Consider the following 16,808-nt stretch of genomic DNA (forward strand, 5'->3'; position numbering starts at 1 on the left):
GTGCTCAGGTCTTTCACCCTATAGACTATGCCCATGCCGGGCACACATAAAAAAAGAAGCACTTGGCTTCTTAAAATATAAGATATAGTATTGTGTATAACCCAGCTATGCCTATTACAGTGTATATTAATCTAGAAACTATACTATCTTTTTTAAACAAAAATTCAACTAGATTAAATTTAAATATACCTACAAATCCCCAATTTATAGCTCCTATAATAACTAATAATACAGATAAAAGATTGATTATTTTCATATAAATTCCCCCTAAATACTATTATAATAATATATATTTAGAGATATATAAATATATTACTTTAAATCAAATATCTTTTTTAATTCAATTGAGACTCCAGAATTATTATTATCTTTTCTTGAAATAATATCAGAAACTTTCTTTACATTTTGTGTAGCATTTTTCATAGCTATTCCCAGTCCTGATTTTTTTATCATTTCCATATCATTGTTATCATCACCAATGGTTATAATTTCTTCTTTAGAAATATTTTTGTATTTAGCATATTCTAAAATACTTTTCCACTTAGAACCTAAGGGATTCATAACTTCTAATATTGGTCCTGTCTTTTTTAAAGTAGTCATAATATGATATGAAAATCTATTAGGATATACTCTTTGTATTTCTTCAATAAAATTATTTAATACTTCATATTCACCAAAGTAACAGGCTACCATTATATTGTCTTGATCATATTTTAAAAAATTATCAATTTTTTTATACCTAGTTTCTTTTTCTGATATATATTTATTATAACTATCATTATCCTCATTATCTTCAATTAAAAAATCAAAACCTTCTTCATATCCATTAGCATGTAGTATTGGATGAAGGTTTATCTTTTTACCCTCTTCTAATAAATATTTAAAGTCTTCTTTATTTATATATTTTTCTAATATAATTCTATCATTTTTTGTATTTCTAGCTATATTACCATTGTTAGATATTACTACTAAGTCACCCAAATCCTTTGTGAAGCTTTTAGCAGCAAAGTATCTCCTACCTGTAGCTATAACTATCTCTATGTTTTTATCAATAAGTTTCTTTAATGTATCTATATTTTCACTACTTATAACTTTTTCATCATTAAGTAATGTCCCATCTAAATCAATAGCTATAAGTTTATATTTCATATATCACACCTCTTTATAGTAAATATAGGATAGCTTAAGCTATCCTATATTTTATAAAATTCATCAAATGATTTTTTTGTATAATAATGATCTAATACAGTAGTAAGTTCTCGAATCGAATGCATAGAAAGCATTGGACCTCCTATATCAATTGATCTAATATCTAATTGACTTGAAGATATAGGACCTATTGTAGAACCTCCTCTAACATCTGATCGGTTTACAAATTTTTGATATGGTACTCCTGCTCTTTTACAAATCATCTCATATACTGCAGAAGAATCACTATCAGTTGTATATGCTTGATTTGCATTTATCTTTATAACAGGACCAGCATTTAATACAGGCTTATTTGTTGGATCATGTTTTTCAGGAGCATTAGGATGAACTGCATGTGCCATATCTGCTGATATTATAAAAGAATAATCTAAACTTCTAAAAAAATCTTCTCTATTTTTATTTTGAGAAATTGTTATTCTTTCTAATATATTTTTAAGCATAGGTGAAGCTGCTCCTTGCTTTGTTCTACTACCTATCTCTTCATTATCAAAACAAACTAATACATTAGTAGCATCAGTCGCCTGTGCATTGATAATAGAGTTTAATCCTGCATGAACCATAGCTAAGTCATCTAATTTACCAGTTGAAATAAACTCTTCGTTTAAGCCTATAATACTTCCCTTATCATATTCATATAGAAATAAATCAAAATCAATTATATCTTCTATATTTACATTTAATTCTTTTGCAATTTGTTTAACCAAATAATTTTCTTTTTCAAATTCTTTATTAATCATTGATACTAAAGGTAACATATCTTTTTGTTTGTTTAATTCTATACCTTCATTTATCTTCCTATTCATATGAATTGCAATGTTAGGAATTATAAGTAAAGCTTTGTTTATATTAATTAGTTTAATTTCAGGATTTAATATATCTTTACTTTTAAGAGTCACCCTACCTGCTACAGATAAAGGTCTATCTAACCAAGTATTTAATATAGGGCCTCCATAAACTTCAGTATTAAGCTTTAAATAAACATTTGATTCAACTATTTCAGGGTTTGGTTTTATTCTAAATGTCGGGGTATCTGTATGAGCTCCTATTATCTTAAAGCCATTTTCCTCCATCTCACCATTTCCTAAAATAAATGCTGTTAATGCAGAACCATTTTTACTTGTAAAATATCTCTTACCTTTTTCTATCTTCCATTTGGAGTTAGAATCTAGCTCTTTAAAGTCATTATTAATTAATATTTCCTTTATATTCTCCACTGCATGAAATTGAGTTGGACTCTTATATATAAATTCTATTAAATCTTTTGCTAAGTCTAGTTCTTTACTCATTTAAACACTCCTAACTTTTATTCTTCTTCGTCTTCTTCATATTCGTCTTCTTCAGAAAATAATTCATTATAAGCTTCTGATACTGTTTCAAATTCCTCATCTTCTTCTATGACTTTAAGCTCTACACTACCTTCTTCATCTTCTATATATTCATATAATAATACTTTCTCATCATTTTCTGGAAGTAATGCTATATATTCTTTATCTTCTACTTCAAATATTCCTAATACATAAGTTTTTAAGATAGTATCATCATCTAATGTAAGCTCTAACATCTCAACTTCTTCATGTTCATGGTCGTGATGGTCATGTCCATTACACTTACATTCGTGATTTTCATTTCCATTTTTGCAACAATCTTTTTCTTCCTTATTCATAATAAAAACTCCTTTTATATTTTATTTTATTTTTTTAAGTGCTAATTTTAAAAGTTCCCACATATTACCTGTAGAACTTATACTAATAGATTCATCTGGTGTGTGTACATCGTACATATTTGGCCCAAATGATATCATATCAATATCTCCTAATTTTTCTTTAAATATACCACATTCAAGTCCTGCATGTATGGCCCCTACTTCTGGTTTTTCTCCAAATTTTTCAGTATAAGCATCTATAAAAACATCTCTGATATAAGAATCAGGGTCATATTGCCATTCAGGATATTCTGCTTCTTTTACTAATTCTCCATCTATAATATCAGCTAAAACTTGCTCTCTATTTACTATTTCATTTTTAAGTGTTCTTACAGAACTTCTTACATTTGATTCAAACACTATTTTTTTATCAAAGGTTGTTACTACACCTACATTTGTAGAACTTTCTACTAAGCCTTCTATATCCATGCTCATAGATTGAATTCCATTTGGTATAAGTCTGTATACAGTGATTAATTTTTCTATAGTGTCAGTAGAGAATATCCTATTTACATCACCTTCTATTTTTTCTATCTCGACCTTTATACCAGAATCTTTTGATTTTAATTCATTTGAAAGAATATCATTCCAATTATTAATTTTTGATTTTACTAGCATGAATTCATCTTCATTTAACACTAACTTAGCATCTGCTTCTCTAGGTATTGCATTCATCTTAGCCCCACCACTAACTTCATATACAGATAAATCAATTTCTTTATTTAAGTCATAAAGAATTCTTCCTAAAATTATATTTGAATTTCCTCTTTCTTTATTTATTTCCATACCAGAGTGGCCGCCTTTTAATCCTCTAACGGTTAAGAGATATGAAGTAGTGTTTCTAGCACAACTCTTCCATTCTATTGGTAATTCAACCTTTGTTCTAATTCCTCCTGCACAACTTACCAGCAGTATTCCTTCTTCTTCAGAGTCGATGTTTATAAGTATTTTTCCATTTAGATTCTTTTTATCTATTTTTCCAGCACCCACTAAGCCTGTTTCTTCTTCGGTAGTAATAAGTACTTCTAAAGCTGGATGATCTATGTCATTTGATGCAAGTATAGCTAAAGCATAAGCTAGTGCAATACCATTATCTGCTCCAAGAGTAGTACCATTTGCTCTGATGAAATCTCCATCTATTTTTAAATCTAATGGATCTTTACTAAAATCATGAACAGTATCTTTGTTTTTTTCACAAACCATATCCATATGGCCTTGAAGTATAACTATAGGTGCATTTTCATAACCTTTTGTTGCTTTCTTTTTAATTATTACATTTAATGCTTCATCTTGAATAACTTCTAAGTTATGCTTTCTTGCAAAAGATACAAGATAATTACTAATATTTTCTTCTTCTCCAGAGCAATGAGGAATTTTTGTAATTTCCTCAAAATAATAAAAAACATCCCTTGGCTTTAAATCTCTTAATACACCACTCATATGAACACCCCTTTTATTATTATATACCATGAATTAAGCTTATAAAACTATATAGAGATATTAATCTAATTCTTTAATGACTTTATCTATAGTTCCTCCACCTAAACATATATCTCCATCATAAAAAACTACACCTTGACCCTCAGTTATTGCCTTTTGTTTTTTATCAAAAATCACTTTAGCCCTTGCTTCTCCTAAAGGTATAACAGTCACATCTTGATCTCTTTGTCTATATCTAAACTTAGCTGTTGCACTAAATTCTTCTTTTGGTTTATCTTTACTTATCCAGTTGATACCTTCTGCTATTAAAGCTTCAGAAAATAATGCGGGATTATCTTCTCCTTGTGCGGCATATAAAATGTTTTTTTCTAAATCTTTATATGCAACAAACCAAGGTTCACCAGTCCCGATTCCTCCTATACCAAGTCCTTTTCTTTGACCCTTGGTATAATACATAAGTCCATTATGCTTTCCTATCACTTTTCCTTCAATACTTCTTATTTCACCTGGTTTTGCTGGCAAGTAATTATTTAAAAATTCATCAAAATCTCGCTCTCCTATAAAACATATTCCAGTGCTATCTTTTTTATTTGCAGTTTTTAAATTATGTTTTTTTGCAATCTCTCTTACTTTGGGCTTATCTATATCACCTATTGGAAAGATTGTTTTTGACAATTGATATTGATTTAATTGTGATAAAAAATAAGATTGGTCCTTATTATTATCCTTTCCTCTTATAAGCCTATATTCTCCATCCTCTTCATCTATGTTTGCATAATGACCCGTAGCTATATAATCAGCACCAAGCTTTATAGCATGGTCTAAGAATGCCTTAAATTTGATTTCTTTATTACATAGTATATCAGGATTAGGTGTTCTACCATTTTTATATTCATCTAAGAAATAAGTAAATACTCTATCCCAATATTCTTTTTCAAAATTAACTGTATAATATGGTATATCTATCTGTTGGCAAACACGTCTAACGTCTTCATAATCTTCTGTGGCCGTACAGTATTGTTCTTCTTCTTCATTCCAATTCTTCATAAATATACCTATAACTTCATATCCTTGTTCTTTTAAAAGTAATGCAGCAACTGAAGAATCTACTCCACCACTCATACCTATAACTACTTTTGTGTTTTCTTTTGCTTTTTTCATTAAATCTCTCCTTAAAACCTGTGTATAATAAATTACTCCTTTTATATTATAACATAAAAAAGACACCTTAAAAGGTATCTTTAAGCTGTTTCTCTTTTATCTTTCATTTTATTTTCTAATCTTTCTATATTAAATTCTTTAGTCATTTTAAAAATAACAGGACTCAATGCTACAAGACCGATTAGATTTGGTATAGCCATTAACCCATTAAAGATATCTGAAAAAGTCCATACTATTTGAATTGGAAACACTGCCCCTGTAAGACACAAAATTATCCATACTACTTTATAATATGGTATTGCTTTTACTCCTAATATATATTCTAAACATTTAGAACCATAATAATACCATCCAAGTATTGTTGAAAAGGCAAAAAATACTAATCCTAAAGAAACCATATATCCTCCTACAACAGGTAAGCCCAGATCAAAAGCATAGGTGGTAAGAGCAGCTCCTCTATAACTTTCTTCTATAAACATTGCTCCATCTGTACCTATCTCCACAATACCCGATACTAATATAACTAAAGCAGTCATAGTACAAATTACTAAAGTATCTATAACTGAACCTAGTGAACCTATAAGGCCTTGAATCACTGGTTTATCATTAGTAGAAGCTGCATGAGCTATTGCTGCACTACCAAGTCCTGCTTCATTTGAAAATACTCCACGAGCTACTCCAAATCTTACAACTGTTCCTAATACTCCTCCTCCTACTGCCTTACCTGTAAAAGCATTGGAAAATATCATAGAAAAGGCACTAGGTATAAGATCAAAATTCATAAATAATACAACTAAAGATCCTATTATATAACTTATTGCCATTATAGGAACTATTTTGTCTGTAACCCTACCTATATTTTTAATTCCACCTATTATAACGGCACCAACTAATAAAGCCATTATTATACCACTGACCCACACATTCACACCAAAAGATTCATTAATAGCACGTGATACTGAATTTGCTTGAACCATATTTCCAATACCAAAAGAAGCAAAGAAACCAAAAAATGCAAAGGTTAATCCAAGCCATTTGAAATTTTTGCCATATTTTTCACTCATACCTCTTTCAATATAAAACATAGGCCCCCCAGACTTTTCCCCTTTTTCATTAGTAATCCTATATTTTATAGCAAGCAATGCTTCTCCATATTTCGTAGCACCACCAAATGCAGCACTTACCCACATCCAAAATATAGCCCCAGGACCTCCAGCAACTATTGCAGAAGCAACACCAGCAATATTACCTGTCCCTATAGTAGCTGCAAGGGATGTCATCAAGGCTTGAAAAGGGGTAATATCTCCATCACCTGAATGCTCTTTTGAAAACAATAATTTGAGTGATAATGGTAGTTTCCTAAATTGAATAAATTTTGTTAAGATACTAAGAAATAACCCTGTTCCTACTAATAAAGCTACTGTTATCGGTCCCCACACATATCCAGAAATTTGACCTAAGAACTCATTCATACTTTGCATAAACCTACCTCCTCTTTGAAAAAGCAAAACTTTTTAAGTCTTGCAATTTCTTAATAAAATTATATTGGGTAAGTTTCGAAAAGTTTCAAAAAGTTACAAATTATTTTCAGAATATTCAGTGTCTATTTTTTCACAATGATATGCGAGTCCATATAAAAACTTCTTTAAATCCACTTTTCCTCTTTTATTAGTTTTATTTTTCAAATAATTCATTTCTATTCTTACTTGTTCAAAATTAAATAGACTATTTGAATAATCCATAAAAATTTCATTCATAAAATCTTCTAAACCAATACTTGCAATATTTTCTATAGCCAAATTTGCTGCTCTTCTCATTCTCTGTTCCATAGTTTTTGGATTATCAGTATATTCTAAACAAATTTTTTTCAAAGAAAAATTCTTGTTTTTAAGATTATTTTTAATAATATAATTAACTATAATTATTAAATCACTTGAACCTGCTTCTCCTATAATTCCAATCCTATATAATACTTTTTTTAAACAATCTTCATAATTAAATTTCTTAAATATCTTCCTATCTTCACCTTGTATTAGCTGTCTTATATTTGTCAATTTATTGTCGCGTTCTATATTATTTTTGACTTTGTTTATTATTGTTTCTATTTCTATTGCATTTATAGGTTTGCTTATATAGTATTCTATACCATTTTTATATGCCTTTCCTATCATATCTTTAGAATTAACTTGTGATATCATTATAAATTGAATGTCTGGATATATATCTTTTACTTCTTTAACCAAAGAAATTCCATCAAGTCATGGTAAAAAAAGATCAACAAGCACTATGTTGGGTAAGAACTCTTTTATTTTATCTATAGCATCTTTACCATTTAATGAATAATCTATTACATTTCCTAATCCTCTATCGGAAATAATCTTTTTAAGTATCTCTACAATACTGATATCATCTTCTACAATAAATATATTCAAAATCATCCCTCCTCTAAATCCTTTATAGGTATAGCAATGGTAAAGGTTGTACCAATATTTTCTAATGAAAATACAGATATTTTTCCATTGAAGTCTTTTTCAATCAACTTTTTTACTAAATTAAGACCTAACCCTCTTGATATATCACCTGTATTATAATTAATTTTAGTCGAAAATCCTGCTTTAAATATATTTTTTATATCTTTTTCTTTTATTCCCTTACCACTATCTTTTATAACAAATATATGTGAAGAATTATTTTTAGTATGAATTAGTTCTATCTTGCCTTCATTCATTGCCTCGATACTATTGGTTAAAATATTTCTTAAAATTGATATTAATTCATAATGACGTGAAGTATAAAAATTTTCATGATTTTCAAAATCTAATATAATTTTTTTGTTCTTATTTTTTATCATAGTATATAAGCTATCTTCAAGTATATTCAGTATTTCACTAAAACTAAGTCCTTTTTCTGAAGAGTTCCCTTTAAGTACTTCTTCAATACCACTTAAAACTAAATGATATTCTTTTTTTATTTCATGTACGTTTTTTGCTATATCTAATGATTTATTTTGCCATATTTCTTTGTTTTTATTTTCTTTTATAGATTCAAATAAACTATATGCATCCTCCATGACATTTTCTATATAGGTCATATTTTTTTCCATCCAATATATTTGTGTTTTAAATTTGGAGGTCATCCAAATTAAATCTCTATATCTCTTTTCATGATCTTCTTTAACTAAAAATATTTTATAATATTTTAATGAAGTTATGATAAAAGTAGAAATAAATGACCTAATAATTGCTACTATAATTAAAAGTTTTATTATTTCCAAGTAATTAAGATTACTTTTTGTATCTATAAGCATAATTAATTCAGATATATTAGATAAAAAATCTATTAATATTAAATATAGGAATATATTTAATACTTTAAATCTTTCATTCTTATTTACAAGATATACAAAAAGAAAACCATATACAGAATAAAAAATAATTTCTGGCCAATATAAAAATACATTTTCTGCTAAATTGCTAGTCCCTAAAGAATATACAATTATTCTTTGAAGATAAAGAACTAATCCACTTATAAATCCTATATAATACACTCTTATATCTCTATATTTATATATTATAACAGGTAAAGCTATAGCTCCAAATGATACTCTGAAATTAGAAAAAAATAAATCTATATACATTTGTGATGCTAAAATCATAACAAATAATGTGATTAAAAATTTCTTCCATTTTTTAATTTAAATCACCTCAAACTTATTTAATATAATTATAACATTACTAGAAAAAAATAAGAAGTTATATTGAAAACCTCTTATTTTTTATTATTACAGTATATTTTTAATTTTAAATAATTTTTCTTTCATATTATTATTTTCTATAAGTATCTCTTCATATGATTTTTCATAGTCTTTATTTAGATATTTTAATATTCCTTTAGTAACAGCTTGGGCATAGTTTTTCCAATTGTTTAATATTTTTAGTGTATCTTCACTATTTGAAGCAAATCCATATTCTACAATTAAAGTATTTACACTTCCGGTATTTCTATTCATATAGTAATAATCCTTATTTTTTATAGAGGGATGTTTTCTTGTAAATATCCTTCTATCTATCGCTCCTTTAGCTACTAATTCTTTCATTATTATTTTAGCTAAATTACCATCATTATAAATAGAATGAATTATTTCAGCTCCTCTTGCAGAATTATTTGAAAAACTATTTATATGATTTGATATGCAAATATTTGCTTTTGAACTTTTAACTATATTTGTTCTTTTTTCAGGATTTAAATATATATCTTTATCACGAGTTAAATATACATCAATACCAGCTTTTTTAAGTATATTATATTGGTAGATAGATATCTTTAAATTCATATCTTTTTCCAAAAAGTACGAATTACTCCCTCCTCCTTTATCAGTTCCTCCATGCCCTGGATCTATTATAACTTTCATTTAAACCATCTCCTTCTATACTTATATAGATTGATTTTCAATAAATTACTACAATAAAAAAACATTCTTTTAAAAGAATGTTTTTTAGAAATCTATATATTTTTTTAGTAATTTCATTGTTGGAACACCTAATACAGTTACAACAACAAATTCTCCTAATGCTACATAAGCTATACTTGGTAATAAAGGAAGTCCAATTAATATATTTAATTGAAATCCTATTATCAATCCATTTGACAGGCTTGGTAATAATGAAGCTATCCAAATATTTTTCATTTTACTCATAGGATAAACTGCTAAAAATGTAGCTACAGTACCTATTACCATATCCAATATTCCTATTGTACTCCACATATTTGAAATAAATGTACCTATAGTTAATGACCATATATATATAGGATTAAAGAAAGCTAAAATAGTTAGTATTTCAGAAATCCTAAATTGAATTTGGCCATAACTAAGAAATGGAAATGCAACAGTTAATATTACATATATTGATGCAACAATACTTATTTTTGTAAGTGTCTTTGTGTTAATTTTGCCCATTTTTTTCCCTCCTTGTTTTTTAAAGTAGTGGGACCAAGGAAACACTTAAATATATTATAATTATCTTTTTAATTTATCTAATTCTTCTAATAAATTATCATTTAATATCTTTATATATGTTCCTTTCATTCCTAAAGATCTTGATTCTATGATTCCAGCACTTTCTAGCTTTCTTAAAGCATTAACTATAACTGAGCGAGTTATTCCAACTCTATCAGCTACCTTACTTGCTACTAATAAACCTTCATCACTATCTAGTTCTTCAAATATATGATTTAAAGCTTCAAGCTCAGAATATGATAAAGTCTTGATTCCCATTTGAACAACTGCTTTTTTCCTGGTTTTCTCTCTACTTAGCTCACTTTTAGAACGAAGCATCTCCATAGATACTATAGTTGCACTATATTCAACTAAAACTAAATCATCCTCTGTAAATTCCCTCTCAGGTCTTGCCAGAACCAATGTTCCAAGTCTTTCTCCATTTCCCTTTAAAGGAACTATAGTTGCATACCTATCATAACTTTCCCTATCTTCAGTAAATATTTCTAATAATTCTTCACCAGTTACATTTTGAATTACAGAATCTACCTTTAATAACTTGTTATTATATTCTATTGGAAAATTTTTATTTCCAGTTTTAGGATCCACTATAATAGGATTTTCTGCATCTTCTCTCAAACTAAGACCTATTACCTTCCCTTTTGAACTTATAACATAAGTATTTGCATCTAGCACCTCTTTTAAACTCTCACTAAGTTTATTAAAATTCACAGGAGCATTTCCTGATTCTTGTAAAATTTTATTCAACTTTCTAGCTCTTTCTAATAATGTTGACATTGATCTTCCTCCTTATTTAAATTTAAATATTTAAATATTTAAAATATAGAATCTATTGAAATAACACAACATTAAAGATTCTATATTATTTCGACTAATTTTGCAAGTAAACTTTACAAATTTAATTATACCCTAAAACAGGTAAATATAAAAGAGAATTGTATGAAATATTTTTAATATTTAGAAAAATAAATCGTTAGGACCTTAGAACTATTTATTTTTTATGTTAAATTTTTGCTTTATTTAATACCTAATATTGATTATAATTGACCTGAAGGGGTGATAATATGTATAAAAAAATATTTAGTGCAATATTAATTTTATTTGTAATAGCTTCTATACTTACAGTCAGTACTGCATCTGACTACAGTAAAGAAGATTTAATTTCCCATGATACTACAAGTAAAAAAATAAAGATTTTAAATGTAGAAAATGAAAATATTAAAGTAAAAGAGATTAAGAAAAATGATATCAAAAAACAAGATATAGTTAAGGTAGACGACAATAAAAAAGAATTACCAAAGACAGAAGACACTGAAGATAAAAAAAATTTATCTGAGCCAGAGAAAAAAGTAAATCCATCAAAAAATAATTTAACCTCAAATTCTAAGGATAATAAAAAAGATATAAATGAAACTAAAAAAGAAGTTAGAACTCAAGCTAAAGCCCAGGATAAACCTGAGTCTAAACCAACACCTAAACCACAAGCAAAGCCTCAGCCTAAGCCTGAATCTAAACCAGCACCTCAGCCACAAGCAAAACCTCAGCCTAAACCTCAAGCACCTGTTTCAAGTTCTAGAGAATATGAAACAGAAGTTATAAGACTTGTAAATATTGAAAGGCAAAAAAATGGTTTAAGTAATCTTACAGAGAGCTCAAATCTATCCAAGGTAGCAAGATATAAGTCTCAAGATATGATTAATAAAAATTATTTTAGTCATGAATCTCCTACATATGGTTCTCCTTTTAACATGATGAAAAAATTTGGTATTTCATATCGTGCTGCTGGGGAAAATATAGCAGCAGGCCAAAGAACTCCCAAAGATGTAGTAAATGCATGGATGAATTCAGAGGGACATAGAGCTAATATACTTAATAGTAAATTCAATCAGATAGGTATAGGTTTTATAAAAGATAGTAATAATTATTGCTTTTGGACACAAATGTTTATAGGATAAATGAAGAAAAGAAAGAAGATTGATATCAATCTTCTTTCTTTTCTTCATTTATTTCTATTTCATCTAAACTTGCATCTAATATATTCCTCATTGCCTTAGTATCAACTTTATTTTTGATTTTTTTATCTTCCTTCTTATTAATTATTTTATTGTTATTCATATAATCACCCTAAATTAGTTTCCCACTTAATATTATTTTTATTCAACAAATAAAAAAACTTCCACTCTAATCTTAGAATGGAAGTTTTTATTTATTTACTATTTGCTGGCTCGATATTTATCTTTTTACCTTTTATTGTATTATTTTTCATAATATCTAAAACTTTTTTACCATTTCCTTGTGGTACTTCAACAAATGTAAATTTATCATACATGTCAATTTTACCTACAACTTCACCTGATAAACCAGTTTCTCCTGCTATTGCACCTAATATATCTTTAACTCTTACTCTGTTATTTTTACCTATATTTATAAATAACCTTACCATACCAGGCTCTGCTCCAGTATTTCCAAAGTCTGCATCTGAATCTGAATTTGATTGTTGTTCCTTTTCTTCAACTCTACCCATTGACATTTTAAGCAAGGCTGCTGCTATATCAATTGATGTATATTCATCTTCTGATAATTTTTCTATATAATTTATTTCTTTTGTTAATTTTTCATTCTCTATTATATCTTTTATTTCATTTAATAATTTATCTGTTTTTGCTTCTTCAACCTCATTTACCGAAGGAGCTTGAAGTCTTTTAATATTTGTTTTAGTATACTTTTGTATATGCTTTAATTTATATATTTCCTTACCTACAGCAAATGAAATAGCCATACCAGCTCTTCCAGCTCTACCTGTTCTACCTATTCTATGAACATAATACTCTTCATCTTGAGGCATATCATAGTTAAATACTATTTCAACATCATCAACATCTAGTCCTCTAGCTGCAACATCAGTAGCAACTAATACATCTACATTTCCATTTCTAAAGCTATTCATAACCCTATCTCTTTGAGTTTGCTTTAAATCACCATGTAGTCCATCAGCAAAGTATCCCCTACCTTGTAATTCTACAACTAAATCATCAACCATTCTCTTAGTATTACAAAATACAAGAGTAAGTTTTGGATTGTAAATATCCATAAGTCTAGTAAGTATTTCTAATTTATTTTTTCTTTTAAGCTCAATATAATACTGTTCTATACTTGGAACAGTAAGTTCTTTATGAACTACTTTTATAGTTTGAGCATTCTTTTGATATTTTTTAGTTATATTCATTATTGCTCTAGGGATTGTAGCTGAAAACAATAATGTCTGTCTACTTTCAGGCGTTTCATCTAATATTGTTTCAATATCTTCTCTAAAACCCATGTTAAGCATTTCATCTGCTTCATCTAATACCATAACTTTTAAGTTTTGTAACTTTAAAGTTCCACGTCTCATATGATCCATTACTCGACCAGGAGTACCTATTACAATTTGAACTCCTTTCTTAAGAGCACCTATTTGTCTTTGAATCGGTTGACCACCATATATAGGTAATGTTTTTACTCCAGGCATAAACTTAGCTAACCTTTTGATTTCTTCAGAAACTTGTATAGCAAGTTCTCTAGTAGGACATAGTATAAGAGTTTGAACTGATTTATCTTTCAAATCAATTTTTTCTAATACAGGTATTCCAAAAGCAACAGTTTTTCCTGTTCCTGTCTGAGCTTGACCTATAACATCTGCTCCTGTTTGAATTACTGGTATTGCTTGTGTTTGAATTGGTGTAGCCTCCTCAAACCCCATTTCGTTTATTGCACGTTCTATTTCTTTGGTAAGTTGTAACTCGTTAAATTTTATTTTATTCATTTAATTTTCCTTTCATATCCTATTTATTACTATAGTATTTGCAAAATATAATTTTTTATAACATTTTCAACAAAATAAAGGCATCAAATGAAGACTCTTCATCTGAAGCCTTTTTATAGCGGTTTTCTACAATAATATTATTATATACCATAAATCTTAATATAACAAGAAGAAAAACAAAATAAATAAATTATATTTTAAATTTATTTATTTTGTTCAATAATCTAGTAGATAAAAGATTTAAACTATTCATAAATATATTTATCTCACATATAATTTAATAGGTGATGAAATGAAAAATACAATAATAAAGTATATGCTTACATTGTTTATTGCTTCAATGGGATTAATCTCCATATTGGCTTGGAATGATGCGGTTAAATTATTGTTTGAGATAATATATCCTATTAGCAAAGATGGGCTTTTACTTAGATTTATATATGCTATTATAGTTACAATAATAACTATAATATTTACTGCTATTTTAACTAGTTTAACTTACAAAAAAAAATAAAGATGGTTTCCCATCTTTATTTAATAAGTTTAATTCCACCATCTATAAATTCAATTTTTCTTTGTTTAAACAATTGACCTATTGCTCTTTTAAATGCTGCTTTACTCATTTGAAGTTCATCTTTGATTTTATTAGGTGAACTTTTATCATTTAGCATCAAAATTGATTTATTTGATTTTAATTTATCCATTATTTTATCAGCATCAATATCTATTTGTTTATAAGCTTTTTCTCTTACAGATAATTCTAACTTTCCATCATCTCTAACTTTTACCACTCTAGCATTTATTGTATCTCCTATTTGAAAACGCTTAAACAATCTATTACTTGGAATTAATCCATGATATTTATTGTCTATTGCTATAAATAAACCCATTTGAGGATTATAATTATACACCATACCAGATACATTATCATTTTCCTTATAAGGTGCATCAGATTTCAACATATCATATACATTCATGGTAGCACATAATCTACTTGATTTATCAATATACATTCCTACTAAATATTCTGCACCTTTTCTAATCTTACCCCTTTGTTCTGTAAAAGGTAAAAATAAATCTTTCTCAAGTCCCCAATCTAAAAAAGCTCCAATATTTGTATTATCAACAACTTTTAAAAGTCCTATATCTTCTAATGTTATTTTTGGTCTTTTTCTTGTAGATATTATCCTATCTTCAGAATCTCTATAAACAAATACTTCTATTTTATCACCAATTTCTACGTTTTCATCTACTTCTTTTATTGGAAGTAAAACTGCATCATCATCGTTATCTTTTAATGATTTTAAATAAACTCCTTGTGCTGAAAATCTATCAACTATTAATTCCTGTAATTCTCCTAATTTTATCATTTCATTCTCCTTTTTTAATCTATTCTTTCTATAAATGCCATCTTAGGTTGATTACATCTAGGACATTTCCAATTTTCAGGTAATTCATGAAAACTTGTCCCTTTTGCTATATTATTAATCTTATCACCTCTATCTGGTCTATATATATAAGAACATACAGTGCATTTATAATCTTTCATGTAATCTTCCTTTCAATCATTCTATTACTTAATATTAACATAAAATCACACTATAATCATATTAATATTTTATTTTTAAAGATATAAATTTAAAATAAGGGTATATATAATTTAAATTTAATGAAAGGGTTGATATTTAATGAATATAAAAGAAGCAGATATTACATATATATTTCACAGTAGTTTTTTAGTAGAATCTAAAAATCATATATTAATATTTGATTATATAAGTAATCAGAATATAGATGAAAATACTTTAAAAAACAAGCTTCAAGCCACTAAAAAAGATATATATGTATTTGTAACTCATTCCCATGATGATCATTTTGATCCTACTATTTTTTCATGGAATGAATTTAATTCTAATATAAAATATATTATAAGTGATGATGTGTCTATAGAAAGTCATATTCCAAATCTATACTATATAGATAAATATAATTTTTTAGAACAAGAAAATATTCTAATAGAAACATATGGCACAACTGATCAAGGATTGTCTTTTCTCGTTAATGTAGATGGCCTTAGTATCTATCATTCTGGAGATTTAAATTGGTGGCATTGGAAAAATGATGATAACACGTCACAATTAAATGAAGAAGAAGATTATAAAAAAGAAGTAGATATGTTACAAACAAAAGATATAGATATAGCTTTTGTTCCAGTAGATCCAAGACTTGAAGAATATTACTATTTAGGAGCAGATTATTTTTTAGAATATATAAAACCTAATTTACTTGTTCCTATGCATTTTGGTGATAAAATAGAAACATCTAAAAATTTAAAAGAAAAGTTAGGAGATAAACATTTAGCTTCTAACTTATGGCAAATAAATAAGCCTTTAGAAATCTATCATTATAAAAAAACGGACTAATTATGAACTGACCCATGTCAAGTAGACAAATAAATTAATTAAAATATTATGCAC

Annotated in this window: 20 protein-coding genes; 3 read left to right on the forward strand and 17 right to left on the reverse strand. The window is 27.3% G+C overall.

From position 1 onward, the window contains the following. Positions 1–70 precede the first annotated feature (70 nt). From ACTHUW_RS10805 to codY, 13 genes are all read right to left on the reverse strand, one after another. Positions 71–256 (reverse strand): DUF378 domain-containing protein, encoded by a 186-nt coding sequence (locus ACTHUW_RS10805; protein WP_442198643.1) that lies wholly within the window; start codon positions 254–256, stop codon positions 71–73. 56 nt (positions 257–312) lie between these two features. Further along, positions 313–1,149 carry an HAD family hydrolase gene (locus ACTHUW_RS10810; protein ID WP_442198644.1) on the reverse strand — a complete coding sequence of 279 codons (837 nt, stop codon included), beginning with the start codon at positions 1,147–1,149 and terminating at the stop codon, positions 313–315. A 44-nt stretch (positions 1,150–1,193) separates the two neighbouring features. Then, positions 1,194–2,495 carry a M18 family aminopeptidase gene (locus ACTHUW_RS10815; RefSeq protein ID WP_442198645.1) on the reverse strand — a complete coding sequence of 434 codons (1,302 nt, stop codon included), beginning with the start codon at positions 2,493–2,495 and terminating at the stop codon, positions 1,194–1,196. A gap of 17 nt (positions 2,496–2,512) precedes the next feature. Beyond that, positions 2,513–2,872, reverse strand: a complete 360-nt coding sequence (locus tag ACTHUW_RS10820) for a DUF1292 domain-containing protein (protein ID WP_442198646.1) — start codon at positions 2,870–2,872, stop codon at positions 2,513–2,515. A 21-nt stretch (positions 2,873–2,893) separates the two neighbouring features. Then, entirely contained in the window at positions 2,894–4,351 is a 1,458-nt protein-coding gene (locus tag ACTHUW_RS10825) for an aminoacyl-histidine dipeptidase (protein WP_442210807.1), read from the reverse strand. A gap of 60 nt (positions 4,352–4,411) precedes the next feature. Continuing rightward, positions 4,412–5,512 carry a tRNA 2-thiouridine(34) synthase MnmA gene (gene mnmA, locus ACTHUW_RS10830; protein WP_442210805.1) on the reverse strand — a complete coding sequence of 367 codons (1,101 nt, stop codon included), beginning with the start codon at positions 5,510–5,512 and terminating at the stop codon, positions 4,412–4,414. Positions 5,513–5,592: 80 nt separating this feature from the next. Next, entirely contained in the window at positions 5,593–6,993 is a 1,401-nt protein-coding gene (locus ACTHUW_RS10835) for an alanine/glycine:cation symporter family protein (RefSeq protein WP_442198394.1), read from the reverse strand. A gap of 93 nt (positions 6,994–7,086) precedes the next feature. Next, a complete protein-coding gene (locus ACTHUW_RS10840; RefSeq protein WP_442198407.1) occupies positions 7,087–7,761 on the reverse strand; it encodes a DNA-binding domain-containing protein in 675 nt (224 codons plus the stop codon). A gap of 9 nt (positions 7,762–7,770) precedes the next feature. After that, positions 7,771–7,944 carry a hypothetical protein gene (locus ACTHUW_RS10845; protein WP_442198395.1) on the reverse strand — a complete coding sequence of 58 codons (174 nt, stop codon included), beginning with the start codon at positions 7,942–7,944 and terminating at the stop codon, positions 7,771–7,773. Positions 7,945–7,946: 2 nt separating this feature from the next. After that, entirely contained in the window at positions 7,947–9,167 is a 1,221-nt protein-coding gene (locus ACTHUW_RS10850) for a sensor histidine kinase (protein ID WP_442198396.1), read from the reverse strand. A gap of 126 nt (positions 9,168–9,293) precedes the next feature. Then, a complete protein-coding gene (locus tag ACTHUW_RS10855; RefSeq protein WP_442198397.1) occupies positions 9,294–9,923 on the reverse strand; it encodes an N-acetylmuramoyl-L-alanine amidase family protein in 630 nt (209 codons plus the stop codon). A gap of 84 nt (positions 9,924–10,007) precedes the next feature. Then, the gene (locus tag ACTHUW_RS10860; protein WP_442198398.1) at positions 10,008–10,469 is read right to left on the reverse strand and encodes a QueT transporter family protein; all 462 of its coding nucleotides are present in this window, start codon (positions 10,467–10,469) and stop codon (positions 10,008–10,010) included. Between the two features lie 60 nt (positions 10,470–10,529). Next, positions 10,530–11,306, reverse strand: coding sequence for a GTP-sensing pleiotropic transcriptional regulator CodY (codY, locus tag ACTHUW_RS10865; protein ID WP_442213283.1), 777 nt, complete (start codon positions 11,304–11,306; stop codon positions 10,530–10,532). Positions 11,307–11,593: 287 nt separating this feature from the next. Here codY and ACTHUW_RS10870 point away from each other — a divergent pair, with 287 nt between their 5' ends. Then, positions 11,594–12,484, forward strand: coding sequence for a CAP domain-containing protein (locus tag ACTHUW_RS10870; RefSeq protein ID WP_442198400.1), 891 nt, complete (start codon positions 11,594–11,596; stop codon positions 12,482–12,484). Between the two features lie 25 nt (positions 12,485–12,509). Here the strand turns inward: ACTHUW_RS10870 and ACTHUW_RS10875 are convergent, their stop codons facing one another. Beyond that, on the reverse strand, positions 12,510–12,644 hold the full coding sequence (locus tag ACTHUW_RS10875) for a hypothetical protein (RefSeq protein ID WP_442198401.1): 135 nt from the start codon (positions 12,642–12,644) through the stop codon (positions 12,510–12,512). Between the two features lie 91 nt (positions 12,645–12,735). After that, positions 12,736–14,331: a DEAD/DEAH box helicase gene (locus tag ACTHUW_RS10880; protein WP_442213285.1), complete on the reverse strand. Its 1,596-nt coding sequence runs from the start codon at positions 14,329–14,331 to the stop codon at positions 12,736–12,738. Between the two features lie 292 nt (positions 14,332–14,623). Between ACTHUW_RS10880 and ACTHUW_RS10885 the strand changes: the two genes are divergently transcribed. Beyond that, the gene (locus tag ACTHUW_RS10885) at positions 14,624–14,845 is read left to right on the forward strand and encodes a DUF5654 family protein (protein ID WP_442198403.1); all 222 of its coding nucleotides are present in this window, start codon (positions 14,624–14,626) and stop codon (positions 14,843–14,845) included. Positions 14,846–14,861: 16 nt separating this feature from the next. Here the strand turns inward: ACTHUW_RS10885 and ACTHUW_RS10890 are convergent, their stop codons facing one another. Together ACTHUW_RS10890 and ACTHUW_RS10895 are read right to left on the reverse strand one after the other, a co-directional pair. Then, positions 14,862–15,701: a CvfB family protein gene (locus tag ACTHUW_RS10890; RefSeq protein ID WP_442198404.1), complete on the reverse strand. Its 840-nt coding sequence runs from the start codon at positions 15,699–15,701 to the stop codon at positions 14,862–14,864. Between the two features lie 14 nt (positions 15,702–15,715). Continuing rightward, positions 15,716–15,880, reverse strand: coding sequence for a rubredoxin (locus ACTHUW_RS10895; RefSeq protein WP_442198405.1), 165 nt, complete (start codon positions 15,878–15,880; stop codon positions 15,716–15,718). A gap of 139 nt (positions 15,881–16,019) precedes the next feature. Here ACTHUW_RS10895 and ACTHUW_RS10900 point away from each other — a divergent pair, with 139 nt between their 5' ends. Continuing rightward, on the forward strand, positions 16,020–16,754 hold the full coding sequence (locus tag ACTHUW_RS10900; RefSeq protein ID WP_442198406.1) for an MBL fold metallo-hydrolase: 735 nt from the start codon (positions 16,020–16,022) through the stop codon (positions 16,752–16,754). Positions 16,755–16,808 lie beyond the last annotated feature (54 nt).

Origin of the sequence: Senegalia sp. (in: firmicutes) (assembly GCF_052088025.1) — a bacterium.
Taxonomy (GTDB): Bacteria; Bacillota; Clostridia; order Tissierellales; family SIT17; genus Anaeromonas.